The organism is Rosistilla oblonga (assembly GCF_007751715.1).
GTDB lineage: Bacteria > Planctomycetota > Planctomycetia > Pirellulales > Pirellulaceae > Rosistilla > Rosistilla oblonga.
On sequence record NZ_CP036292.1, the window covers coordinates 6,696,856 to 6,720,106 of the forward strand.

Sequence of the window (23,251 nt, forward strand, 5' to 3'; positions counted from 1 at the left end):
GCATGATGCATTTTTGCAACGTATGTTTCACTTAGGCAACATAACGGGCTGGCCGCTTTGCAATTCCACGCACCGCAGAACGACTCACCGTGCGAAGCGTTTGCGGTCGCAGCCGACGTTCCTCGCGTTGCTCCTCGGCTCCCCAAAATCAATCCGTCGCTCGCTTCGTGTTCATGATCCAATTCAACGTCTCCCAATCGCTTCGGCTGTTCGCGTTGCTGTTGGCAACCGTCTGCCATCACCTGCCAGCCCACGGCGAAGACGCAACGGCCGCTGGAGAGCTGGGCACAAGCGTCTTGAATCAAGAGTCCTCGGTCGATGATCGGGAAGTCTATATCGTGACCAGCAAGCTTCGCGGCACCTTCCCCAAGGTCGGGGCGATCCTGCACGCTTCGATCGCGATCTGCCCCCAAGGCGTCTCGCCAGTGGTCTACGAAAATGGCGTTCCGGTCAGCAATTGTTACGAGTGCAAACTCTACGGCACCCAAGTTTTCGAGCGTGGGTTCCAACTGGAGCGGAAGCGAATTGGCGTCACCGCCACCAAAGTCTGCGGCATCTCCGCCGAAACCGCCGAACGACGGATGCGGAATCACCACGCGTTGAACATCCCAATCCTGAACGATTGCCGACATCACGTGATCCAGGCGTTGGGAATTCACAACCGCCACGGTCATCTGAAACGGCCGATCTCGCTGAAATAAAACCGCGCGTCGATCGCCCGACGGCAGACGACGCGATCGCGCAAAAGATCAGCTGAACGCGGCTCGCATCTTCCCAGCCAGTCCCCAGAACTGGTCCATGCTGGGCAGGGGATTTGCGCGATACTTGCCCGCCGACAACTCGACCTCTTGATCGACGTGGTTCGAGACGATCTCTTCGACCTTCGCTTGCGACAACTCGCTTTTTTCGATCTCCACCGCCAACAGCTCATCGGTCCGCTGCGATTCGATCTGGCTGTAATTGTAGCTGGGCAGGAAGATCGTTCCGTTATAGAAGTCGACAGCAAAGGCGACGATACCGGGGACGACAAACAACAGCAGCCCGACGCCATCCAGCGCGACCACCTTCCAATCGATCGGTCCGCCGCGCGGCTGTCCGACACGTTCGGGGAAGAAGATCGTTCCGCAACCGGGCAGAGTTGTCGCCGCGAGCGATAGAGAGGCTTTGATCAGAAACCGACGTCGATAGTCTGTGATTGGCATCGCGGGCGAAGCTCCCAGGTAACTGGAGGGGAATGAATTCGTAGACGGCGTCGTCGCGGATCGGTGACGTTGCCGCGACGAGACCTCGAATAACCAAAGGAGTGTTCACAGGTCCAGGTCAAAATATAGGTAAAGTCGATTTGCCGACTCCACTTTCCGATGCCGCCAGATGCAGCGGTTGTGCGGGCCGCGCCAACGATTCGCAAGTTCCCGCCTCGATTTCGACGAACTACTAGCGATGGGCCACAGGCCCAAAAAGAAAAGAAACGAAAAGATATCTTCACCATGGATCGGTGAGGACAAACGTTGGGCAGGGACGCCGATCTCGCGATCGCTATGTGTTGGAGCACCCTGCCATGATTCAACGTCCTCCGATCTTGTTGCTGTTAGCCGGAGGTCTGGTTGGTGGGCCCTACGTCGCCACCGAAACCGAACTCGGCCAATCGTTGCAAGCCAAACTGACTCAGGTCACCGCTAGCGGAGGCGATGCGCAAACCGCCGGTTGGACCTCGCCATCGGCCGACGGCTTGGATTCGCACTACAGCACCGAAGCCCTCTGGGCGCGGGGCGACAAACACCCACATCGCGATCTCGATTGGTTGAGCCACCCCAGCCAAGCGCTCGCCGGCGGCCCGTTCCAAGACTTCCGCGACGTCTTGCGTTTTGATGCCACGCCCGCTTGGGTGACGGCTCAATTTTCGCGAGTCACGACCGTCCTGGCCGATCGCCAACTCGAAGGGCTCCGCGTCCCCGTCGTCACCGGCGCCAAACCGGACGACCTGGCGGGCACGATCACCTACTACTTCACCCCCCAGCATCGGCTGCAACGGATCAGCTTCAACGGCTTCACCGGCGATCCGACGCGGCTGGTTTCGCTGATGTTGGCCCATTACCACCTCTCCCCCGATCACTCGCTCGGCTCCGGTGGTTATTCGTACGGCTGGAATGGCACCCCGTCGAGCCTGATGAAGATCACGCCCACTCCGGTGATCTATTCCGAGAGCCCCAACTCGCGATTTACTGTCTTTTTGGAACTGAACCAGCCGAATGGGCCTTACGGACTCAGCCACGCTGCGACCGACATTCTCTCCGTATCGCGGACCAGCCAGACGCCGCAACGAACTTCTTATTAGAATGTAGATGGCCGGGTCACCGGCTCGGCGAGGCAGGCAAAGAGCCGCCGCTGAGCCCCCTCGATTGGCGAATCGCTCCCAATCGCCCCCTCCACAGCGCTAGCGAATCGAGGCAACGAGCCCTCGCGTCGCGAATAAGCGCTCTAATCGGTAGTGGGGGGGCTAGGTGATTTGGCGACCTTTACAGGGTAAATCTGGTATTCTTGGAATTGTTGAATAAGATGACAGCAGTTCACACCCCTCATTAACTTCCGGCACGCATGCTCTCGTCCCAGGCCGGAGCGTATGGAGTTTCGAAATGGCAGCTCGCGACGATTCCGTAATTCGCGGCAGTTTGATTACCTGCATTATCGTTTTGGTCCTGTCGCTGGTCGGCAATTTCTTCATGTGGCAATGGGGCGATGCGGCTACGCAAGAGAAGACCAAAGCCAATGCATCGTTGCAAAATGCGCAGAACCAAGTCCGAACCCAGGACAGCAAGATCCAGGTGATGGAGCGGATGTTGGGAGTCGGCCAGATGACCGATGCCGAATTCGCCCAGATGCTGACAAGCGCTGGCGGCGACGAAAAGATGAACTTGATCGAACAGCAGTTCGCCCAAGACATGTCGTTGATGAACGAGGATGGCAAGAAGAACTACCACGAATTGCCATCGTTCCTGATGCGGACGATTCGCGACAAGTCGGCGCTGCTGGCTGCGGCGGAACAGCAGATCGCTCGACTGGGCAAAGAGAAAGATGCGATCCTCGAACGCGAAACCGCTCGTGCCGACAAGGCGGAAAAAGACAAAGAGGAGTTGAACACTCAGCTGCAAAAGACGATGGCCGATCTGGCCAAAGCCCGCGAGGACCACAACCTCAAGCAGCAACAGATGCAGGACTTGTTGACCAAGTCGCAGCAACAGATCACCGCGATCACCACCTCCGCAGCTCGCGAAAAGACCCAGTTGGTCAAACAGTCGACGCAGTTGCAGACCACGATCGACGATCAAAAGAACACGATCGAAACGCTGCGTAACGATGAATTCGAAACACCTCAAGGACGCGTCGTCCACGTGATGCCAGGCGGCAACGTGGTCTTCGTCAACCTCGGCAGTGCCGACGGGTTGGTCACCGGCGTGACCTTTGGTGTGATCGATCAAGACGACGTTCGTGTAACCAACGTCGAACCGAAAGCGAACCTAGAAGTCACCGCGATTCTCGGTTCCCATCTGGCCCAGGCACGCGTGGTCCACAATCCAGATCTTCGCAATCCCGTCCTCGAAAACGACAAGATCTATACGCCCTTCTGGGCTCCAGGTCGCCGCGTCGAAATCGCGTTGGCGGGGCTGATGGATCTCGACGGCGATGGTGCCGATGATTCGGACCGCATCAAGGCGATGATCAAATCGGCCGGAGCGATCGTGAGTGCTCAAGTCGATGCTCGCGGCGTCGAAACCGGCGAACTGACCTTCGACACTCGCTTCCTTGTACTGGGAACCGATCCGGAGTTCAGCGATGGCGATCCCGACGCTCAAGCCGGCAACGCGACCGCTCTGGCAGCTGTCGGCAAGCTGAAGGCACGTGCCAAACAGCTCGGCATCACAACGATCTCGCTGAACAAGCTGCTCGGTTATCTCCGCAGCCTGGATCAAGATCTCGTGATCCCGCTGGGAACCGCTTCGCGAGCCGAAGACTTCCCACCGCTGAACACGGGATCTCATGGGAAACGCAGCCCCGGCACCGTCTCGTCCCTGTTCGATCGCAACGCTCCGAATCGCGAAAATTCGGGCGAAGACAAGTAGCCATCGCGTCGGCTTTCGCCGGCAGGGCACCACTCGCCGGCAGGGCACCACTCGCCGGCAGGGTAACGCCCGCCGGACGGATCCTCTGCATCGCGACCGCTTCGGTCGCGATCACTCCGCCTGTTGAGCCAGTTCGGCTTGCAGGCGTGCTCGCCGCGCGGCGGCGAAGCGTTTGACATATTCGTCGGCGATCACTCCGCCGAGAATCACGATCCCAATCACCGCAAATTCGATGTTGGTGGGGATCGCATCGATCAACGTGATCGAATTCTTCAGCACCTGCATCACCGCGGCTCCGATCACAACACCGATGATCGTCCCCTCGCCGCCACGCAAGCTGCAGCCGCCCAAGACCGCCGCGGCGATCGCGTAGAGTTCGTAGAAGTTGCCAAAGTCGACTGGCTGGGCGCTGCCGACATCAAGCACAAACAGCATCCCCCCCAGCCCGCTCAACAGCGCACAGATCATGTAAGCCAGGATTATCATCCGATCGGTGTTGATCCCGCTGTACCGAGCCGCAGTTTCATTGCGGCCCAAAGCCAGCATGTAGCGTCCGTAAATCGTGTAGTTCAAAAACAGGATCGCCAACGCGGCCACAACGGCCAGAATCAGACAGGGATAAGGGATTCCAAAGTCGGTCCCGGGCAACGGCATCTGACCTTGAGCCAGAGCTCGCAGCGATTGGTATCCGCTCTTGAATCCCTGCGTCTGATCTTGCACGATCCCGCGCGTGATTCCGCGATAGACCAACAGCCCGCACAGCGTGACCACAAATGGTTGCAAGCGGACCTTGGTGATCAGCAGGCCATGGCTGAGTCCGACCGCCAGCGAAATCCCCAACGAGACCAGTAAGGCCAGCGGCACCGAGAACTCTTGCTGGACTAACATCCAGGGCAAAAGACAACCGATCATGCAGACGACCGATCCGATCGATAGATCGATCCCACCGGTGATGATCACAAACGCCGCCCCCACCGAAATGATCCCAAACAGCGCGCTGCGGCGGATCAAATTCTCGATGTTAAACTGCGTCAAAAAGCGATCGCTCATCAGCGCCGTGACGACGCAGATGAAGACCAACAGACCCAAGATGCCAAGTATTTTTTTCATGTTATCGAATCGTTCGTTCAGGTCGACGCGGCGGCGACGGGGTTCCCGGTCGCCAATTGCATCACCGCTTCTTCGGACAATTGATCGCGTCGCAATTCACCGCTGATCTTGCCTTCGTGCATCACGATCGTCCGATCGCTCATGCTTAACACTTCTTCCATTTCGCTGGAAACAAACAGCACCGCCACGCCGCTGGCCGCCAGTTCTTCCATCAACCGATAGATCTCTTGCTTGGCACCGATGTCGACGCCGCGCGTCGGTTCGTCCAACAACAGCACCTTGGGATGCATCGACAACCATTTGCCGATCACCACCTTCTGCTGATTGCCGCCGGACAGAAATTGAGTCGGCAGCATATCGGAGCTCGATTTGATCTTCATCTCCGCGATCATCCGATCCGAATCGGCGCGTTCCTTTTGGCGATTCAAGAAGCCGCCCAGGTGCCGATGCCGCTCCAACCCGGGCAGCCCCACATTCATCCGGATCCCCATCTCCAGGATCAAGCCCTGCTGCTTGCGATCCTCGGGAACCATCGCGATTCCCGCATCGATCGCGTCGCGGCAGTGCCTCAACCGCAGAGGCTTCCCCGCCACCAAAACCTCTCCCGAGACAGCTCGCTGAGTTCCGAAGATCGTCGACATCAACTCGGTTCGGCCGGCTCCCACCAGTCCCGCGACGCCGACGATCTCGCCGGCGTGAACCTTGAAATCCAAAGCGTGAGCGGGCCACGTCGATGTCCGCAGCTGTTTCACTTCCAGCATCACATCGCCCCGCGGATGCTCCGCTCGTGCGTAATACTTCGAGATGTCGCGTCCTACCATCCGTTGGACCATCGCGTCGTGGCTGATCTGATCCTTGCTCAAATGTCCCGCGTTTTCTCCATCGCGGAGGACGGTGACCGTGTCGGCAAGTTCGATGATCTCGCCCAATCGATGCGAGATATAGAGGATCGTGACGCCCTGTTCGCGCAGCCGCCGGATGACGCGGAACAACGCTTCGGTCTCGTGCTGCGACAGGCTGCTGGTCGGTTCGTCCATGATCAACAACCGCGCATCGACCGACAACGCCTTGGCGATCTCGACCATCTGCTGCATCCCGATCGTCAGATCGCCAGCGATCGTCCCCGGATCGATATCCAGTCCGACCATCTGCAAGTACTGCCGCGATGCTTCGCGGATCTTGCCGAAATCGATCATCCCAAACCGCCGCGGTTCGCGACCTAAAAACAGATTCGCCCCGACGTCCAGATTGTCCGAGAGGTTTAACTCTTGATGGATCAGGGCGATCCCCAGCTCCAACGCCCGCTGCACCGAATCGATTCGAACCGGTTTGCCGTCCAGCAGAATCTGCCCCGAATCGGGCAACTGCACGCCGGCCAAGATCTTCATCAGCGTGCTCTTGCCAGCACCGTTTTCGCCGATCACGGCATGCACTTGCCCCCGCGTCGCCGACAGCGAAACGCCGCTGAGCGCAGCGACTCCCGCAAAACGTTTTGTTACGTCACGAACCTCTAACAGTGGGACTGCCGCCGGGGAATGGGATGTCATGCAAACGAACTTGGCTTACGGTAAAAACGGGCACCTCGGCATCGAGGCTCCCGACGCTCGGCTTGGAATTACTCCGCTGTCTCACCCATGTTCTTCTTTAGCTCGGTCCAAAATTCGTCCAGGTTATCCTTGCGAATCTTGCGAGCCGGGATGTCGAGGAATCCGTCTTCGGGAATCCCCAGCGACTGGAGATTCTCGCCGCGAGCCAACCCCGCCAAGACCTTGACCGATTGCCGTCCGTATTCGAACGGATTTTGCACGACGGTTCCGTAGACGTTGCCGTCTTGAATTCCCTGCAGCGTTTCTTGAGCTTCGTCGAATCCGATGACTTTGATTTTTCCAAGATGTCCGCTCTGCGTGAGCGCTTCGAGCATCAGCGGCGGGTTGTAAGCAAACAGCCCCACCATGCCAGCCAGATCGGGATGGCGGCTGATCGCGTCCTCGGCGTTCGCTTTCCCTTGAGCGCGATCGAATTGATCGGTGTAGGTGCCGACGATGTGCCAGTCTCCCTCTTTGATCTCGGCGTCGGGCGGGTCGAAACGGGTCGGATCTTCGCTGCGTCCCAAGACCGCGTCGATCACTCCCTGACGTCGGCGGCGCGCGTTGTCCTGTTCCAAGCGACCGATGAAGATCGCCAACTTGCCCCCCTCGGGCATCGCTTCGCGGACCAGTTCGCCGCACATCCGCCCCGCGATATAGTTGTCCACTCCGATGTAGCACAGCCGATCCGAATCGGGCGCGTCGCTGTCGTGCGTGATCACTTTGGCGTACTTCGCTGCCTTGTTGATCAACTCGGTTTGATTCTCTGGATCGATCGGACTGATCGCGATCCCATCGGTCCCCTTGGTCAAAAGATCTTCGATCATCCGCTTCTGCGCGGTGATCCCTTCAGCCGGCATCAGCACCTCGACGTCGGCATCAAAATCCTTCCCACCTTGCTTAACGCCCGCTTCGGCGATCACCCAAAACGAGGCGACGCCGTTGGTCACATATGCGACGCTGGGGCGTTGGCCGGAGTCGCCGCCACCGGCCGAATCGCTGGAACTTTTATTGCATCCGGTACCCAGTACCGAAACGCAGGCGAACAGGGAAAGCAGAAAAAAAGTTGGCTTCGACATGGAGGTCCATTCAACGAGATCAAGTGCAAGGGGGCGGTCGGCAACAGCAAACGCCCGGTTGGGGAGAATCGATCGAATTGGAAAGTATCGTGTCCACTGTCAGGCTGGTCAACCTTTTCCCCAAACCAAGCTATATTGAAGGCTCGCCGCGATCGGATCGATTCCCATCACCCCAAAATTGAAAAGCGTCTGGCTCAATGCCCCAGTTCCCCGAACCCTTGCAGATCAGTCCACGCATCTCGGTGATCCCGATCATCCATGGTAGCGGCGATTTTTCCTGGGAAGTTCGCCGCCGGATGCTGGAGCACGAATTCGATTGCGTCGCCATCCCGCTGCCTCATTCGTTTCAACAACGAGTCGAAGAGGGAGTGTTGCAGCTGCCCAAGCCCTCGATCGTGATCCAGCCGACGTCGCCGCGGTTTACGGAATCGGAGTGGTCCGAATCGCAGTCGGCCGACGACGATGAAGACGATTTCGACGACGAATCCCCGACCAGCTATGTGCCGATCGATCCCTGCCAGCCGGTGATCATGGCGATCCGGATCGCCATGGGGGAACATCTGCCGCGGCATTTCATCGATCTGGAGACCGATCCGTTTGAGCCGATGTCGGCGACGATGCCCGATCCGTTCGCGCTCAAACGCGTGCCGTTGGAGCGTTTTGCGGCGGCGATGTTGCCGGGCGTTCCGCATCCGCCCGACCGCCAGATACAGCAGCGGATCTTGCACATGGCTCTGCGGCTCCGCGAACTCGAACAACGCTACGAAAAGATCCTTTTCGTCTGCAGCGTTCTGCAGTGGCCTTGGGTCCGGCAGGCGTATCGCGAAAGTGATGCCGAGTTACCGGAGCACGATCTTGTCGAACCGCCTGAGATCTACGACGTCAATCCGCGGTCGTTGAACTTCATGTTTGGCGAACTCCCCTACATCACGGGTCTGTACGAACGGGCCCGCGCCGAATTGGAGGACGATCGCTTCATGTCGATCGATGGCGTCAAGCAGCTGCTGCTGGCCGCTCGCGATGCCTACCGCGCCGACCTCGGCGTGCGGGCACGCAAGGTGACGCCGCTGCTGCTGAGTCAGTGCCTGAAATACATTCGCAACCTGTCGCTGATCGGACGCCGGATGACGCCCGATCTGTATACGATCGTCGTCGCGGCAAAGCAGATCCTAGGGCCCCAGTTCGCGCTGCACGTGGTCGAAACCGCGCGGTCGTATCCTTATCTAAATTCGGATTCCAACAACGATCGCAATCAGGTCACGTTGGGGATCGACCAGGCGAGGCTCCCCGATGGCCAGATCGTTCCGCTGGTCAACCGCTTGCCCGGTCCCGAGGTCAGCTGGCAGACGCTGCAATTGAATCGCCGCCCGACGCAAGAGGAATCGAAGCGTTGGCAGTACCGCTGGAATCCATACGGGCAATGCAGTTACCCGCCCGAAGACCAACAGATTGAAAACTTCCGCACCCGCGTCGTCGAACGGGCCCAAGCAATCCTGGGAACCGATCTGGCGCGGACGGAGAAGTTTACCACCAGCGTGAAGGATGGCATCGACATCCGCGACACGCTGCGTCATTGGTACGAAAAACAGATCTACGTCAAAGTGCTGCCGCCCGATCGCGGCAAGCTCGACTGCTGCGTGATGCTGTTCGACAGCCCTTCGGATCCGCGCGATTACCCGTGGCGTACCACGTGGTTCGCCGAACACGAAGAGGAATCGACGCTCGCCTTCTACGCCACCGACTTCTCCAAAGAGATGGTGGGGCCGGGGATCGGGATGTCGGTCTATGGCGGCGCGATGTTCCTGTTCCCGCCAGTCGTGATCCCCGATATCTGGAACGATCCACGATTGGACTTCGTCGATTCGTTGGAAGAGCGTTTGATCGCCGCGGCGTGCACCTACTCGCGTTCCCGGCAGATCGCGATTATGTCCAGCCTGCCGCCGGGAGCGGGCTGGCGACGGCTGGCCAAGCGATTCCACAAACACTTGGTCCACGTGCCGATCGGATCGTTCAGCGACAGCCACATCCAGCAACTGCGAATGGTCCACGTCCTCAACGGCCAACACATCCGCAGCTACGCCGCCGATTTCATCCGCAAAGCGTAGAGTGGTCCCGCAATCAGTAGCCCCACTGATTGCAGACCACCTTAAATCCGCACTAGGTGCTGGCCGCCGGTCCGTCGAACCAAGCGTCGCATCTCCAACACGCTGACGGTCGACAGCACTCGGTGCGCTGGCAATTTCGTGTTGGCGATGATCTCGTCGATCGATGTTGCCATGGCGCCGATCGCGTCGAGAACTTGGCACTCCTGTTCGTTCAACAGCAACTCGGCGGCCTGATGCAATTGTCGCGGCGCGTCGTCGGCATCGCGAACCTGGACCGGTTGAGACAGCGGCCCCAGGCTCTCCAAGATGTCGTCGACCGATTGGATCAACGTCACGCCATCGCGGATCAATTGATTCGTGCCGCGCGACATCCGCGAATTGACGGGGCCGGGCAGGGCGAAACAGTCGCGTCCCTGCTCGCTAGCCAACCGCGCTGTGATCAGCGCACCGCTACGGTCGGCAGCCTCGGTCACGCAGACGCCAAGCGACAGCCCGCTGATCAAACGGTTACGTTGCGGGAACATTCCCGCACGCGGCTTGGCCCAGGGCGGATTCTCGCTGATCAAACACCCGTTGGCCGTCACGTCATCCGCCAAACCACCATGTTCCGCCGGATAGATCGCCCCCATTCCGCCGCCGAGCACCGCGAGCGTGCGGCCTCCCGCATCGAGCGCCGCCTGATGAGCGATGCCATCGATTCCCCGCGCCAGCCCACTGACAACGGTCACTCCCGCGCGAGCCAGCCCCGCCGCCAAGACCTGCGTCTGCCGTCGTCCATAAGGCGTCGGATGCCGAGTGCCGACGATCGCGACCGCCAGTTCATCCTCTTTGACAAACGTCCCCCGCATGAACAACACCGGCGGCGCGTCGCACAGTTCCAGCAAACGTTTGGGATGGCCGTCGGCAGCCTGCGGCACGATCTCGATCTGCAACCGCTGGCACTCGGCGATCAAATCCTCGACGTCGACTTGCGCGTTGGGACTGCGGATCGCATCGACAAGCTTCGGTCCCACGCCGGCGACTCGCATCAACGCATCTGCCGATGCGGCAAGAACATCGCTGGGCGAATCAAAGCACTCCAGCAAAGCGGTCAGCGTGCGTGGACCGATGCCGGGCAACATTGCTAAGCGAAGCAATGGGATCAGTGGATCGTCGACGTTACCCGAAAATTCAGACAAGGCATTCTTCCGCACGCGGCATCGAATGACCAATTATCCAGTTAACCTTGGCAAAGGTCAACAAGATCGCGTGGGCTAGCCGATTCGCTTCACAAATTCAGCGACGACCGGACGCAGATAAACGTGCGGGTTCACATGCGGACGGTGCTCCAGAAGGATCTTCTGAGCCTGTTCGGGCGTTTGTCCGCGATATTTGATCAACCAACACAAGGCGACCGTCGCGCTGCGTGCGCGGCCCGCTTTGCAGTGGATGTAAACCGTGTGCTCCTGAGCGACATGCGACTGCACAAATTCGACAGCCCGTTGGATATCCTCCAACTTCGGATGCGTGAAGTCGGTCGTCGGCATCCGGAACTGCTCGATTCCCATCGCGTCGTAGACAGCTTGCGGGCCGGCATACTCTTCGCACGTGTTGACGACCGCGCGGACTCCCTGCTCGTACATCAGCGAGACATCGCGAGCGAACGGATACGCCCCGACGATCACATGCGGATCGATCGGATCCCACCAGCGACGGACTTTCAACGCTCGTCCTAACAACATGTTCCACGTCAACGTCGGATAGAAGACGCCGCGTGCATACAGTCGCTGCCACAGCGGAACGTTTTTGGGAAGCGGTGTTTCTGGCTTAGGATCCATGGCTTATTTCAAAGAGACAGAAGAGAGTTGGTTGGATCGATCCCAACAGGGACCGACGATGGCATCGCACAGGCGCCGTCGACCTACGCGGTCAGAATGCGATCGAGCGCTTTGAGCCCCACCGGAAACGGAGTCGTCCCCTCGCGCATCTGCGACCACCATTGGTTCAAACTTTCGGCGGTGCAATTGCTGTTGATCCGCCGGGTGTTCCAAGCATCCATCAACCGCGACAGCTCGACGTCGCCCAACAGTTCGACGTCGCGAGCGGCTTCGAGAACGATCGGCAACAGCGCCAATGCGGCCAGGTCGGGAAGGTGTTTCGCGTCGACTAATTTGCTGGCCGACTTGCGTCCCAGCCCCAGTCGCGCCAACAACCAGCCCAAGCGAACGACTTCGGGAATATCGGGAAACGGATTGGCAAGTACCGCCTCGATCCAAACCAGGCCGGTCTCGGGGCTCGCGTCGCCGCCGCCTCCCAGAGCGGGTTGGACAAAGGCGACAGTTCCTTTTTTGGGCATCAGGTCGCGATGAGTTAACTTCCCGATCACGGCGATCAAACCTGGGCCTCGCGCCTCCCATTGCTCCTGCAGCACGCGAGCCCGCAACGGCAACTGTTCTCCCAGTTTTGGAAACGCTTCGGCGTAGGCGATTTTTAGATCAGCCAACTGGCCCGAGATCGTCGGAGCGATCGAATCGGCAGCCAGCTCGCCACAGCCGGCTTGCAGCAACGCCGCTTCGACCCGAGCTCGGTGGTCGCGGGGACGATCGCCCGCGGCGATCAAACAGTTCCAAAACCGGTCGACGTCCAAGTCGGCAACGGCCAATCGATCGCTGATCGATTGAACGCAGTGACCGATCAATCCGGGCAACTGAGCATCTGCGACCGGCAAACCGCTGGCGACCGCTGCGGCAGCGCACAGCGGACTGATTTCGGGAGTCGTTTTCCAGGTGATTTTGACAGCCATCGTTTCCACAGAATCGGCGAAGCAGTCCGCAACGTCACGCCACCGGGGCGTTACGACTGCAAATTTTCCGCGATCCAGGCCTCCAGTTCCGCGTCGTCCAACGGCGGCAACTTGCACAGATCGGGACGCAGCGCGGCCGCGTCGCGGAGATAGACATGGTGAATCTTGTCTTGCGGGACGTCGGTGTTCCAGTGCAGCAGCACGCGGATACAAAGCGGCAGCGAACCCTCGACGGAGATCTCATAACCGCACATCAACGGAACGTCGATCCAGCCCAATTGCCGAGCCGCCACGGCCGGAAACTCCGCATCCAAGTCCTTGGTGACGGTGAAGATGGCACTGGCTAAGTCGATCGCTTGGATGCTGTTTTGACGCATCATCAGCGCCAACATCTGGCGGGTCGCCAGCAGTATTTGCGATTTTGAATTCTCTTCGACCGTTATCGCCCCGCGCACGCCGCGGCAAACCAGATTGGGCATTTTTGCTCCCACAGCAGCTATCGTTTTGTTGGAGCCTCAATATAGTCGAAACCTGCTCGTAACCGAAGCGGCTATGAAACCGACTTCTGCAGCGACTTAGGGCGCAATGAATGCACTTCCAGAGACGGGCAAAGCCAGCGGCGGCAGAAGAGCGACTGCTGCTGCAATCGCAAGCCGCCGCAACCACTGGCGACGACGGAGAGTTCGCGGCGGCCGGCAGCATGAGACGCTCCGACCAATCGCAGCGGCTAGGGCGACGTCGCCAAAGCGTGCTCGGGAAAGACCGACCGCAGGGCGCGGGCACCGAAGACCAACAACCGTTTGTGCTCGCGGACGACTCGCAGAAACTTATCTTCATCGACAGGCTTCTCGATGTAATCGTCGACCTTCAGCGTCGAACAGATCGTTCGATTTTCGGGATCGCCCGAAGCGGTCAGAACCACGACGGGGACTTCCGAAAGGTTGGGCATCTGCCGCAGATCGCGGAGCAGGTCGGTCCCCTTCCCATCGGGCAACAACAGATCCAAGAGAACCAGATCGGGCTGCGGCGCGCGGCGGAAGACACCTTCCTGACGGACAAACGCCAACGCCTCGGAAATACTCCGCACCAAGGTCACACGATGGTGAATGCTGCAGCGTCCCAGAGCCAAGATCGTTACCCGCGCGTCGAGCAAACCATCCTCGACCAGCAAGATCTCCATCGGACGACAAACCGTTTGTGAAAACATCAGCTGAAAAACTCCTTCGCAGAGACCAGGAACGCAACCGCCGCGTTCCTCAGGTACAGTGCATTCTACCGCTTCAGATCAAAATATGCGATTTCGATCAGGTCATCTTCGCAGCGTTCGTGCGATTGCAAGTCGAGATCAAACGCTTCGGTCTCGCCGATCAAACGCTCCACCTCGTTCGCGACGAACCCGCGATACTGCAACTCTTCGGCTAATTCGCAAAGATCGGTTAACTGTAAAAACAATCGACAGTGCTGAGCCTGGGCTCGCTCCGCCGCTTCGCTGATTCGCCGCTCGACCACCGCGGGACATTCGAGGTAGCCATAGGATTCTTCCAGGGCAAACTGCAGCGAAAGATGGTCTCGCAATTGATCCAACAACCGCACCAACCGCTTGGCGATCTCGGCACGCGAACCGCCTCCGTCGCACGTCTGTCGCACGGCGTGCAAGGTATCCCACAACTCGCGGTTACTCTCTTTGATCTCCTGCAAGAACGCAGGATTAACAGTCAGCGTCCTGACTTTGGTGCGCATCAGCATGATCAGAGCCTCTTTAGAAAAGTGCCATGGGGACTCGGCCACGGAGAGACAGTTGGTCGCCTCCGCACCCAAACCGAAGAGAGAAGACAAGATTCAGGCTACGGCGAGCGAGCCCCCCCAGTCAAGCAAATTTTCGCCCAACGGCGTCGGTTCTTCGCACGGCACCCCCTTAAAGGGGCTCAAACCCCAGCTAGCAAATCACTTCGAGCGTTGCAGCAGGCCGTATCGAACGATGCACCACAGAGCGCTGACGCCATCTTTCCAGCCGATTTTTTTACCCTCGTCGTACCAGCGATGCTGGTATCGAATCGGCCGCTCGGTGAACCGCAACCGCCGCTTAGCCAGCTTGGCCGTCAGTTCGATCTCGATCCCAAATCGGTTCTCCTTCAGATCGGGGACCAGGTCCTGAAGCAGATCGCGGCGGACCATCTTGTAACACGTCTCGACGTCGCTCAATCGCAACCCGATCGCGAGATTGCACAACCCCGTGATCAATCCGTTGACAGCTTGGTGCCACCACGGCGAGACCTGTCGATCGCAGTGGCCATACCGCGTCCCATACGCCACGTCCGCCTCGCCGGCGACCAGCGGTTGCAACAGCCAGCGGAAGTCGTTGGGATCGTATTCCAAGTCGGCATCTTGCACGACGACACAATCACCCTTCGCCGCGGCGAAGCCGGTCCGCACGGCGGCTCCCTTGCCCGCGTTGGCCGGATGATGGATGACGGTCAGGTCGTCCGATGCCGGCAGGGCGTCGAGCACCTCGTGGCTGCCATCGGTGCTGCCGTCGTTGACCAGGATGATCTGCAGCGGCAAACCGGTGCTCCGCAACCGCGCGATCGCTCGCTCGACAGTTGTCGCTTCGTTGTAGACCGGCACGACCACCGACAGCACAAACCCTGCGGGCAGCGGGAAAATCCCCAGCCGACGGCAGACCGCGGGCCCCAGCAATCGACAGCACTCCAGATAGTGTTCATCCGTCCAGAAACGTGGGTTGCCATCCAGATCCTGCGGCACCGTTAAACCTTCGCCAAACAACACCTCGCGTGTCGGCGTTTCATTTCGTTCTGGCGTAGGATCGTGTTCTGGCATGGCGACAAGTACCGCTAAGACAAGATGTTAGAAAGGCAGCCCGAGAGCAGGTCAGATCATTCTGCCAGACTCGTCATCATTTCACAAATCAAGCACTGCCGCAAAATCTCTTTTGATGCTAATACACTTTCCTCAGCGCAATGCAAGCAACTTTGCCAATCATGAAAAAAATTGCATTCGTTGCAGGCTGATTGCTTGACAACCCAACCGCATCCGGCACAATGATGCGAAATCATATTGCCTTTCTGATCGCCGAAACCGCCAGCGGCCTCACGACTCGGGTCGGCAATATTTTGAATCGCCTTAGCCTTATGCAAAGTGTGGAATCGCTGCGATGAAAGTCTTGGGAAAACGAAATCGTTCGATTAGTTCTCCGGCCCGATTCCTCACCCCGCTCGACTCTTCCAGCTGATTCCAAATGGCGTTAGCCGCGTCCTGAAGGCACGCGTTCCCAACAGCCTTCCAGCCGCATGTTGCGACTGCCAAACGAGACAAAAACAACCCCGCCTGTCTGATGCTGCGCATCGACAAAACGGCGGTAACGACAACCACATAAGCGGCAGGCAGAAACAGATTCTGAACTTTTGAACTTGGGGGGTGGTGATGCAGGGAGTCACAGCCAACGACACGAATGTCGAGAACCGGACTTCCCCTCCTTGTTTGAGATTGTCGATCCACGCGTCGCCATGGATGGCGTATGCGTGGGTCCTTTTTGGCTCCCTCGCTCCGCTGCGACACTGCTGAATCACAACGCTTCCCATGGACACCGCAAGGGCTACAATCAGCAGGATGCTTGCCCGCTGACACACCCTACTGCTGAATGATCCGCCCGTGCCCCACTGCCTGATTAGCCTGGGTTCCAACCTCGGCGATCGCGATGAATTAATGCGATCGGCCGCGCTGGCGATCGCCCGCCACCCCGACGTCCTGGCGATGCGATGCAGCCGGATCTTTACGACGCCGCCGGTCGGTGGCCCCAGCGGCCAATCGATCTTCTTTAACGCAGCGGCAGTCATCGAAACGACCCTCTCCACCGCTGGCGTGCTGAACCTGCTGCAGCAGACCGAACAAGACCTTGGCCGCGTTCGCAAACAGCGATGGGACCAACGCAGCATCGACCTGGACGTTGTCTTATACGGCGATTTTGTCGGCGCATCGCTGCAATTAAAGCTCCCCCATCCTCGCTACACCGCCCGCGGTTTTGTCCTGGCTCCCGCCCAAGATGTCGCTGCCGATTGGCGCGATCCGCGGTTCGGATGGACCCTGCGACAACTCTACGAACACCTGCAAGCCGCCGCTCCGTCGGTCGCTCTGGTCGGTGGCGGCAGCGAACTGCGATCCGAAATCTGCAACCAACTGTCAGCACAACACGGCATCGCGATCCGCCGTCGCAGTGCATCCCCACCGGCAATGTCGATCATCGGCCACGCCCCCGGCACCGTAGCGGCAACAGACCAAACGCCCCCCGCTGCCCAGACCGCCAACATGTCGACGCCCGACAACACACCCTGGGTCGCCGATTTTGTCCCCGAAGCGATCGCGACGACCTCGCCCGAGATCGCCTCGCGCGATCCCAACATGCCGCGGCTGATCGCTCGACTGCACCGCACCCCCCCCGAAACCCGCTGGCCCTCGCCGCAGATCATCTATCGCAACGGCTGGAACTGGCCCGAATATCGCCTGGAAGTCGACGACCTCCCGTGGGCAGTAAGCGAAGTCGCCGCGGCGATCGATTCGATGCAGTGCGAAGTGCACCCGATCACCCCCGACGGCAAATGGGCCTCCCCCTCCTAACACCGCCCCAAAGAAATCGCCATGAAAATCGTAAAACTTGTCTCCGAGGCACAGCGCTGGACATTCGACCAACGCGCCGTCGGGAATCGCGTCGGCCTCGTCCCAACGATGGGTGCACTGCATGCTGGCCACATCAGCTTGGCCCAACGGAGCCACACGATCTGCGATCGCACCGCGGCCACGATCTTCGTGAACCCCACGCAATTCGCTCCTAGCGAAGACCTCGACAAATATCCGCGCACGCTCGACGCGGACCTTGAAAAACTGGAAGCCGCCGGCGTCGACTTGGTCTTCACCCCCGAACCGAGCGAAGTCTACCCGGCGGGATTTTCGACCTACGTCAGCCCCCCCGCTGTTGGCGGAACGCTCGAAGGGGCCAGCCGCCCCGACCACTTTCGCGGCGTCACGACGGTCGTCATGAAGCTGTTTAATATAGTTCCGGCCACACACGCCTTCTTCGGCCAAAAAGACTACCAACAAGCCGCCGTCATCTCGGCGATGTGCCGCGACTTGAACGTCCCGATCCAACTGGAGATCTGCCCGATCGTTCGCGAACCCGACGGATTGGCGATGAGCTCGCGGAATCGCTACCTCTCGGACGACCAACGCCAGCGAGCCCTAGGACTGAGCCGGGCCCTGCAGGCAGCCCAGCAGCAGTTCCACAGCGGCACAACCGATGGCCCACAACTGAAACAAACCATGCTCGACGCATTGGCCGAAGCCAAGGTCGACACGATCGAATACGCGGTAATCGCCGACGCGATCACGCTCGCCCCCCTGCCAACGATCGATCGCCCCGCCGTCGCACTCATCGCCGCTCGCGTCGGCGCGACCCGGCTGATCGACAACACGCTGCTGACGCCAGGCAATTAACAGAGTTCGCCGCGACAGATTCGACCCTCCCAGCGAAGCAGGGAGAGTCGAAAAACAAGCGTTTAGCGAGTTTTTCGGGGAGGGCCGACCGCCGTGACCGAGCACTGGGGACGTACCTCGCACCCCCTCCCCGAACCGCGCTCCGCGGGTTCGACCCTCCCTTACCAAACTTCGTTTGGGGGAGGGTGAAGCGATGCCGCACTTCACCCGCCCGGCGACGCAGGGAGGGTCGGAAAACAAGCGTTTAGCGAGTTTTTCGGGGAGGGCCGACGACAACAAATCCACAATGCGCCAAACCTGGGGCCGGCCGGCAATGCGGATGCAATCCGAGCACGTCAGCGGCCGAAATCTGTCCCCCATACCGAGAACCTCGCCTGCCAAATACAATAGTGTTTTAGAAAATCCCGAACCTCAGCGGCGCTCCTGGCGTCTCGGCAACTGATGACAACAGCACAAAGCAGCGGGGGACAGCCCCGCACGATGTTTGAAAAGATCTGGGACAACCATGTTGTTCACAGCGAACCTGGCAAACAGACGATCCTTTATATCGACCTGCACCTGGTCCACGAAGTGACCAGCCCGCAGGCGTTTGAAGGTTTGCGGCTCGCAGGCCGCAAGGTGCGTCAGCCCGGTCGCACGATCGCAACTCCCGATCACAACGTCCCGACCAGCGACCGCAGCCTGCCGATCGCCGACCCGATCGCTCGCAAGCAGATCGACACCCTGCGCAATAACTGCAAGGAGTTCGGTGTCCAGTTGTTCGACATCGACGACGTTCGCCAAGGGATCGTCCACGTCATCGGCCCCGAAAACGGCTTCACCCAGCCCGGCATGACGATCGTCTGCGGCGACAGTCACACCGCCACCCACGGTGCGTTTGGATCGTTGGCGTTCGGCATCGGCACCAGCGAAGTCGAACACGTGCTGGCGACGCAGACCCTGCTGCAATACAAGCCGAAGACTTTTGAACTGCGTGTCGAAGGGGACCTCCCCCGCGGCGTCACGGCAAAAGACACGATCCTGTATCTGATCGGTAAGATCGGCACCGCCGGGGGAACCGGTTACGTGCTGGAATTCACCGGCGATCCGATCCGCAAATTCTCAATGGAAGAGCGGATGACGGTCTGCAACATGTCGATCGAAGCGGGTGCTCGCGCCGGCCTGATCGCTCCCGACGAGCTCACCTTTGAGTATCTCCGCGGCAAGCCCGAAGCCCCCAAGGACTTCGACGCCGCTGTCGAGAAGTGGAAGCAACTGCCAAGCGACCCCGGGGCCACCTACGACCGCAGCGAGGTCTTCCAAGGTTCCGACATCCAACCGCAAATCACCTGGGGAACCAACCCCGGCCAAGTGATCAGCGTGATGGACCGGATCCCGTCGCCAGGCGACTCGACCGACCCGACCGAACAAAAATCGACGGCTCAAGCGCTCGAATACATGGGCCTGACCGCCGGCAAATCGCTGACCGACGTCCATATCGACCGCGTCTTCATCGGCTCGTGCACTAATGCACGGATCGAAGACTTGCGAGCCGCCGCGGCAGTCGCCAAGGGCCACAAGGTCAGCGGCAGTGTCAACGCGATGGTTGTTCCGGGCAGCGGCAAAGTCAAACGACAAGCCGAAGAAGAAGGCCTGGATGTGATCTTCAAGGAAGCCGGCTTCGATTGGCGTGAAGCGGGCTGCAGCATGTGCCTGGCGATGAACCCCGACAAACTCGCTCCGGGCGAACGCTGTGCCAGCACCAGCAACCGCAACTTCGAAGGACGCCAGGGCAAGGGAGGCCGCACGCACTTGGTCAGCCCAGAAATGGCAACCGCTGCCGCCGTCGCCGGTCACTTCACCGACGTCCGCCAGTGGGACTTCAAGAGCTAGCCAGCGGCATCAGCCGACCCGCCCGATCGCCACGCGATCGGGCGTCGCGAAGTACTCCCGATCACCAAATCTCACCGATACAAAACTGCGTTCAATTCCATGCAAAAGTTCACCAAGCACACCGGCCTCGTCGCGACGATGGATCGCGCCAATGTCGACACCGACCAAATCATCCCCAAACAGTTCCTGAAGCGGATCGAGCGGACCGGCTTCGGCCAGTTCCTGTTCTTCGATTGGCGTTTCAACGAAGACGGATCGGACAACCCCGACTTTGAACTGAACCAACCAGCCGTTAAAGATGCTTCGGTCCTGGTCACCCGCCGCAACTTTGGCAACGGATCCAGCCGCGAGCATGCGGTCTGGGCTTTGGACGACTACGGTTTCCGCGCCGTCCTCGCCCCCTCGTTCGCCGACATCTTCTTCAACAACTGTTTCAAGAACGGCGTCCTGCCGATCGTGCTCAGCGAAGAAGACATCGAAGAATTGTTCCGTCGCACCGAACAAACCGAAGGCTACCAATTGACCGTCGACCTTGAAAACAACACCATCAGCGACGGCCAGGGATTCGATCGCACGTTTGAAGTTGAACCGTCGCGGCGGCACAACATGCTCAACGGCCTCGACGATATCGCGATGACTCTGGAACACGAAGCGAAGATCTCGGCCTACGAAGCCGCGCTCTAGTCCCAGGCGATGATCGAAACAACGCCCCGCGAAAACCAGTTGATATTCGCGATCCACGTTTCCGCTGGCAGCCGACGCAACGAAGTCGGCGGCCAGCATGATGGAGCCCTTCGCGTCGCCGTCACGCAAGCTCCCGAGAAGGGCAAAGCCAACGCGGCAATCATCAAACTGCTGGCCAAAACTCTGGGGATCAGCAAGAGTCAACTCGAGATCATCTCGGGCGACACACACCGCCGCAAAACCATCGCGGCGACTCAGATCGATCCACAGCAGATCGATCAGCAATTACAGACGCTGGCGACAATCAAATAGCGTCAGATCACGGCCAGCACGAAATGCCAGCCCGCCAGCGAAGGATCGCTCCGGTCCCTCCGCTTTTCGATTGCGATCGCCAGACTCTTGCAGGCGATTGGCGATTAGAGAACCGCAGCGACGGCGTCGCACAGACGCGGCAGATTTTCGTCGGTCATGCCGGCGACGTTGATCCGCCCGCTGCCAACGATGTAGATCGCGTATTCGTTCCGCAACTGATCGACTTGCATCGGGTTCAGACCGCTGAACGAGAACATTCCGCTCTGCGACAGCAGGAACGAAAAGTCCCGCCTGCTCTGCCGCTGGTGCATCTGCGTCACAAACTGGCTACGCATCGCAGCGATCCGGTTCCGCATCTCGGCGACCTCTTCGTGCCACAGCGTGGTCAATTCGGGGCTGCTGAGCACGGTGGAAACGATCGCTCCACCATGCCGCGGCGGATTGCTGTAGTTCGTCCGGACGACGCGCTTCAACTGGCTCAGCCCCGCCGTCGCCTCTTCCGGCTTCTTGGCGACCAGCGACAAACTGCCGATGCGCTCGCTGTAGAGTCCGAAGTTTTTCGAGAACGAACTCGCGACAAGCATCTCGTCGCAAGTCGTCAACAGCGTGCGAATCCCGACGGCGTCTTCGGTGATCCCTTGGCCAAATCCTTGGTAGGCGAAATCGACAAGCGGCAGCAGTCCGCGCTCGCGAACGACTTCGGCGATTTGAGCCCATTGTTCAGCGGTCGGATCGACGCCCGTTGGGTTATGACAGCAAGCATGCAACAGAACGACGTCGCCCGTCCGCGGCTTGGTCTTCAAATCCTCGAGCATTGCGTCGAAGTCGAGCCCGGTCTTTTCGGCATTCAGGTAGCTGTAGGTCTGCACGCCAACGCCCGCGGCGGTGAAGATCGCGTTGTGGTTGGCCCAAGTCGGATTCGACAGCCAAATCTGAGCCGGCTTCAACTGGCCCGCGATCAGATCGGCGGCGACGCGGAGAGCTCCGGTTCCGCCAGGAGTCTGCACGACGGCGACTCGCGACGCGGGAACCTGATCGCCAAAGACCAGCCCATGGACGTGCTGGCGATACTCGGGCAAGCCATCGATACCCAGATAACCCTTGGTCGTTTCGGTCTTCAGCAGCGTTTCTTCAGCCTGCTTAACGCACCGCAAGACGGGCGTCTGCCCCGACGTATCCTTATAAACACCAACGCTGAGATTGATCTTGGCGGGATTGGCATCTTTCTGGAACGCTTCCGTCAGACCAAGGATCGAGTCGGGGGGAGCGGTTTGGATCGTTTCGAACATGGCTGGTTAACCGTAGTGAAATCGGGCAAAAAATCGATTACGGCACGTTATCCTAATCGCCAAAGTGCAACTCGGGGAGGGCCACAATCGAGCAAAGTCTGCGTTGCCGCTGGCCCGCGTTATCGGTAACCGACCTGGCACAGTTCGGCCAGCATCATCGCGGTCGCTCCCCAGATCAGGTGCTCGCCAAATTGCAACGCCCGATATCGGAACGTGAACGAATCGACGACCTCGCGGTTGCGGGAGATCGGCCGCCGCATGCTCCGCATCGTCCACCGCGATTCATCGGTCAACGCGTCCCACGGGAGCATGATCGCCTGAGCCACCTCCACCGGATCCAGCCGGAACTGCATCGTCTGCCGCGTCGTCGCAACGATCGGCGTGACGACGTTGTGGCTGGCGTAGACATGCATCGTCGACAACCGCCCCAGGATCTGCAGATCGTCGGGGACCATCCCCAGTTCCTCGTCGAACTCGCGAACCGCCGCCTCGACGGCCGATTCACCCGCTTCCAAGCGGCCGCCGGGAAAACAGATCTGCCCGCCGTGATGTCGCAGGCTGGTTGGGCGTTTGGTCAGCGGTAGGTTCCATTGCGCCCCGTCCCATGCCAACATGATAAGGACAGCCGCTTGCCGCGCGTCTCCCGGAACCGGTCCGGCGTGGCGTCCGTAAGCGAGCCCGACCGATGCTTGGTTGTAAGCGCTCCGCGTTCGCGACCGTTGTTCCCCTAAGCGGGTCATCGGTTGCACGGGCAGCGGCAGTTCGACGGGTTGGTTTGTTGGCATCTAACAATTCTAAACGGAGAATCG

22 protein-coding genes are annotated in these 23,251 nt (G+C 59.6%); 9 read left to right on the forward strand and 13 right to left on the reverse strand.

Annotation, left to right across the window (positions count from 1 at the left end; translation table 11 throughout):
* The first annotated feature begins 173 nt into the window (after positions 1–173).
* Positions 174–701: a hypothetical protein gene (locus CA51_RS23645; protein WP_145123598.1), complete on the forward strand. Its 528-nt coding sequence runs from the start codon at positions 174–176 to the stop codon at positions 699–701.
* Between the two features lie 48 nt (positions 702–749).
* Here the strand turns inward: CA51_RS23645 and CA51_RS23650 are convergent, their stop codons facing one another.
* On the reverse strand, positions 750–1,202 hold the full coding sequence (locus tag CA51_RS23650) for a hypothetical protein (RefSeq protein WP_145123599.1): 453 nt from the start codon (positions 1,200–1,202) through the stop codon (positions 750–752).
* Positions 1,203–1,558: 356 nt separating this feature from the next.
* On the opposite strand from CA51_RS23650, the gene CA51_RS23655 reads away from it, so the two are divergent.
* Both CA51_RS23655 and CA51_RS23660 read left to right on the forward strand, forming a co-directional pair.
* Complete coding sequence (locus tag CA51_RS23655) at positions 1,559–2,335, forward strand: DUF6690 family protein (RefSeq protein ID WP_145123600.1); 777 nt, start codon at positions 1,559–1,561, stop codon at positions 2,333–2,335.
* 298 nt (positions 2,336–2,633) lie between these two features.
* A complete protein-coding gene (locus CA51_RS23660) occupies positions 2,634–4,118 on the forward strand; it encodes a hypothetical protein (RefSeq protein WP_145123601.1) in 1,485 nt (494 codons plus the stop codon).
* Between the two features lie 111 nt (positions 4,119–4,229).
* Here the strand turns inward: CA51_RS23660 and CA51_RS23665 are convergent, their stop codons facing one another.
* The 3 genes from CA51_RS23665 to CA51_RS23675 all read right to left on the reverse strand — a co-directional run bounded on the left by CA51_RS23665 (position 4,230) and on the right by CA51_RS23675 (position 7,893).
* Positions 4,230–5,228 (reverse strand): ABC transporter permease, encoded by a 999-nt coding sequence (locus tag CA51_RS23665; protein WP_145123602.1) that lies wholly within the window; start codon positions 5,226–5,228, stop codon positions 4,230–4,232.
* A gap of 17 nt (positions 5,229–5,245) precedes the next feature.
* Complete coding sequence (locus tag CA51_RS23670) at positions 5,246–6,775, reverse strand: sugar ABC transporter ATP-binding protein (protein WP_145123603.1); 1,530 nt, start codon at positions 6,773–6,775, stop codon at positions 5,246–5,248.
* 68 nt (positions 6,776–6,843) lie between these two features.
* Positions 6,844–7,893 (reverse strand): sugar-binding protein, encoded by a 1,050-nt coding sequence (locus CA51_RS23675; RefSeq protein WP_145123604.1) that lies wholly within the window; start codon positions 7,891–7,893, stop codon positions 6,844–6,846.
* A 197-nt stretch (positions 7,894–8,090) separates the two neighbouring features.
* Here CA51_RS23675 and CA51_RS23680 point away from each other — a divergent pair, with 197 nt between their 5' ends.
* The gene (locus CA51_RS23680; RefSeq protein WP_145123605.1) at positions 8,091–9,998 is read left to right on the forward strand and encodes a hypothetical protein; all 1,908 of its coding nucleotides are present in this window, start codon (positions 8,091–8,093) and stop codon (positions 9,996–9,998) included.
* Positions 9,999–10,039: 41 nt separating this feature from the next.
* On the opposite strand, the gene dprA is transcribed toward CA51_RS23680, so the two are convergent.
* The 7 genes from dprA to CA51_RS23715 form a co-directional block, all read right to left on the reverse strand.
* The gene (gene dprA / locus CA51_RS23685) at positions 10,040–11,176 is read right to left on the reverse strand and encodes a DNA-processing protein DprA (RefSeq protein ID WP_231745862.1); all 1,137 of its coding nucleotides are present in this window, start codon (positions 11,174–11,176) and stop codon (positions 10,040–10,042) included.
* Between the two features lie 75 nt (positions 11,177–11,251).
* Complete coding sequence (locus CA51_RS23690) at positions 11,252–11,815, reverse strand: dual specificity protein phosphatase family protein (protein WP_145123606.1); 564 nt, start codon at positions 11,813–11,815, stop codon at positions 11,252–11,254.
* Positions 11,816–11,898: 83 nt separating this feature from the next.
* A complete protein-coding gene (locus tag CA51_RS23695; RefSeq protein ID WP_145123607.1) occupies positions 11,899–12,780 on the reverse strand; it encodes a hypothetical protein in 882 nt (293 codons plus the stop codon).
* Between the two features lie 50 nt (positions 12,781–12,830).
* Positions 12,831–13,259 carry a chorismate mutase gene (gene aroH / locus CA51_RS23700; RefSeq protein ID WP_145123608.1) on the reverse strand — a complete coding sequence of 143 codons (429 nt, stop codon included), beginning with the start codon at positions 13,257–13,259 and terminating at the stop codon, positions 12,831–12,833.
* A gap of 248 nt (positions 13,260–13,507) precedes the next feature.
* Entirely contained in the window at positions 13,508–13,987 is a 480-nt protein-coding gene (locus CA51_RS23705; RefSeq protein WP_231745863.1) for a response regulator, read from the reverse strand.
* A gap of 65 nt (positions 13,988–14,052) precedes the next feature.
* Positions 14,053–14,526 (reverse strand): hypothetical protein, encoded by a 474-nt coding sequence (locus CA51_RS23710; protein WP_145123609.1) that lies wholly within the window; start codon positions 14,524–14,526, stop codon positions 14,053–14,055.
* Between the two features lie 198 nt (positions 14,527–14,724).
* Entirely contained in the window at positions 14,725–15,618 is an 894-nt protein-coding gene (locus tag CA51_RS23715) for a glycosyltransferase family 2 protein (RefSeq protein WP_145123610.1), read from the reverse strand.
* 885 nt (positions 15,619–16,503) lie between these two features.
* On the opposite strand from CA51_RS23715, the gene folK reads away from it, so the two are divergent.
* From folK to CA51_RS23740, 5 genes are all read left to right on the forward strand, one after another.
* Entirely contained in the window at positions 16,504–17,412 is a 909-nt protein-coding gene (gene folK, locus CA51_RS23720; RefSeq protein ID WP_231745864.1) for a 2-amino-4-hydroxy-6-hydroxymethyldihydropteridine diphosphokinase, read from the forward strand.
* Positions 17,413–17,433: 21 nt separating this feature from the next.
* Complete coding sequence (gene panC, locus CA51_RS23725) at positions 17,434–18,285, forward strand: pantoate--beta-alanine ligase (RefSeq protein WP_145123612.1); 852 nt, start codon at positions 17,434–17,436, stop codon at positions 18,283–18,285.
* A gap of 441 nt (positions 18,286–18,726) precedes the next feature.
* Positions 18,727–20,157, forward strand: a complete 1,431-nt coding sequence (gene leuC, locus CA51_RS23730) for a 3-isopropylmalate dehydratase large subunit (protein WP_145100915.1) — start codon at positions 18,727–18,729, stop codon at positions 20,155–20,157.
* Between the two features lie 99 nt (positions 20,158–20,256).
* Entirely contained in the window at positions 20,257–20,841 is a 585-nt protein-coding gene (gene leuD, locus CA51_RS23735) for a 3-isopropylmalate dehydratase small subunit (RefSeq protein ID WP_145123613.1), read from the forward strand.
* A gap of 9 nt (positions 20,842–20,850) precedes the next feature.
* The gene (locus tag CA51_RS23740) at positions 20,851–21,153 is read left to right on the forward strand and encodes a DUF167 domain-containing protein (RefSeq protein ID WP_145123614.1); all 303 of its coding nucleotides are present in this window, start codon (positions 20,851–20,853) and stop codon (positions 21,151–21,153) included.
* Positions 21,154–21,257: 104 nt separating this feature from the next.
* Here the strand turns inward: CA51_RS23740 and CA51_RS23745 are convergent, their stop codons facing one another.
* Positions 21,258–22,442 (reverse strand): amino acid aminotransferase, encoded by a 1,185-nt coding sequence (locus CA51_RS23745; RefSeq protein WP_145123615.1) that lies wholly within the window; start codon positions 22,440–22,442, stop codon positions 21,258–21,260.
* A gap of 119 nt (positions 22,443–22,561) precedes the next feature.
* The gene (locus CA51_RS23750) at positions 22,562–23,227 is read right to left on the reverse strand and encodes an NUDIX hydrolase (RefSeq protein ID WP_145123616.1); all 666 of its coding nucleotides are present in this window, start codon (positions 23,225–23,227) and stop codon (positions 22,562–22,564) included.
* Positions 23,228–23,251: the final 24 nt, after the last annotated feature.

What these genes read in the sequence shown, in the direction of transcription:
- CA51_RS23695 (WP_145123607.1), bottom strand. Translation starts at nt 12,780, where the DNA reads ATGGCTGTCAAAATCACCTGGAAAACGACTCCCGAAATCAGTCCGCTG.
- CA51_RS23680 (WP_145123605.1), top strand. Translation starts at nt 8,091, where the DNA reads ATGCCCCAGTTCCCCGAACCCTTGCAGATCAGTCCACGCATCTCGGTG.
- CA51_RS23645 (WP_145123598.1), top strand. Translation starts at nt 174, where the DNA reads ATGATCCAATTCAACGTCTCCCAATCGCTTCGGCTGTTCGCGTTGCTG.
- CA51_RS23670 (WP_145123603.1), bottom strand. Translation starts at nt 6,775, where the DNA reads ATGACATCCCATTCCCCGGCGGCAGTCCCACTGTTAGAGGTTCGTGAC.
- leuD (WP_145123613.1), top strand. Translation starts at nt 20,257, where the DNA reads ATGCAAAAGTTCACCAAGCACACCGGCCTCGTCGCGACGATGGATCGC.
- folK (WP_231745864.1), top strand. Translation starts at nt 16,504, where the DNA reads ATGCGATCGGCCGCGCTGGCGATCGCCCGCCACCCCGACGTCCTGGCG.
- CA51_RS23690 (WP_145123606.1), bottom strand. Translation starts at nt 11,815, where the DNA reads ATGGATCCTAAGCCAGAAACACCGCTTCCCAAAAACGTTCCGCTGTGG.
- CA51_RS23745 (WP_145123615.1), bottom strand. Translation starts at nt 22,442, where the DNA reads ATGTTCGAAACGATCCAAACCGCTCCCCCCGACTCGATCCTTGGTCTG.
- CA51_RS23655 (WP_145123600.1), top strand. Translation starts at nt 1,559, where the DNA reads ATGATTCAACGTCCTCCGATCTTGTTGCTGTTAGCCGGAGGTCTGGTT.
- CA51_RS23665 (WP_145123602.1), bottom strand. Translation starts at nt 5,228, where the DNA reads ATGAAAAAAATACTTGGCATCTTGGGTCTGTTGGTCTTCATCTGCGTC.
- CA51_RS23710 (WP_145123609.1), bottom strand. Translation starts at nt 14,526, where the DNA reads ATGCTGATGCGCACCAAAGTCAGGACGCTGACTGTTAATCCTGCGTTC.
- panC (WP_145123612.1), top strand. Translation starts at nt 17,434, where the DNA reads ATGAAAATCGTAAAACTTGTCTCCGAGGCACAGCGCTGGACATTCGAC.
- CA51_RS23750 (WP_145123616.1), bottom strand. Translation starts at nt 23,227, where the DNA reads ATGCCAACAAACCAACCCGTCGAACTGCCGCTGCCCGTGCAACCGATG.
- aroH (WP_145123608.1), bottom strand. Translation starts at nt 13,259, where the DNA reads ATGCCCAATCTGGTTTGCCGCGGCGTGCGCGGGGCGATAACGGTCGAA.
- CA51_RS23650 (WP_145123599.1), bottom strand. Translation starts at nt 1,202, where the DNA reads ATGCCAATCACAGACTATCGACGTCGGTTTCTGATCAAAGCCTCTCTA.
- CA51_RS23740 (WP_145123614.1), top strand. Translation starts at nt 20,851, where the DNA reads ATGATCGAAACAACGCCCCGCGAAAACCAGTTGATATTCGCGATCCAC.
- CA51_RS23705 (WP_231745863.1), bottom strand. Translation starts at nt 13,987, where the DNA reads ATGTTTTCACAAACGGTTTGTCGTCCGATGGAGATCTTGCTGGTCGAG.
- CA51_RS23660 (WP_145123601.1), top strand. Translation starts at nt 2,634, where the DNA reads ATGGCAGCTCGCGACGATTCCGTAATTCGCGGCAGTTTGATTACCTGC.
- CA51_RS23715 (WP_145123610.1), bottom strand. Translation starts at nt 15,618, where the DNA reads ATGCCAGAACACGATCCTACGCCAGAACGAAATGAAACGCCGACACGC.
- CA51_RS23675 (WP_145123604.1), bottom strand. Translation starts at nt 7,893, where the DNA reads ATGTCGAAGCCAACTTTTTTTCTGCTTTCCCTGTTCGCCTGCGTTTCG.
- leuC (WP_145100915.1), top strand. Translation starts at nt 18,727, where the DNA reads ATGACAACAGCACAAAGCAGCGGGGGACAGCCCCGCACGATGTTTGAA.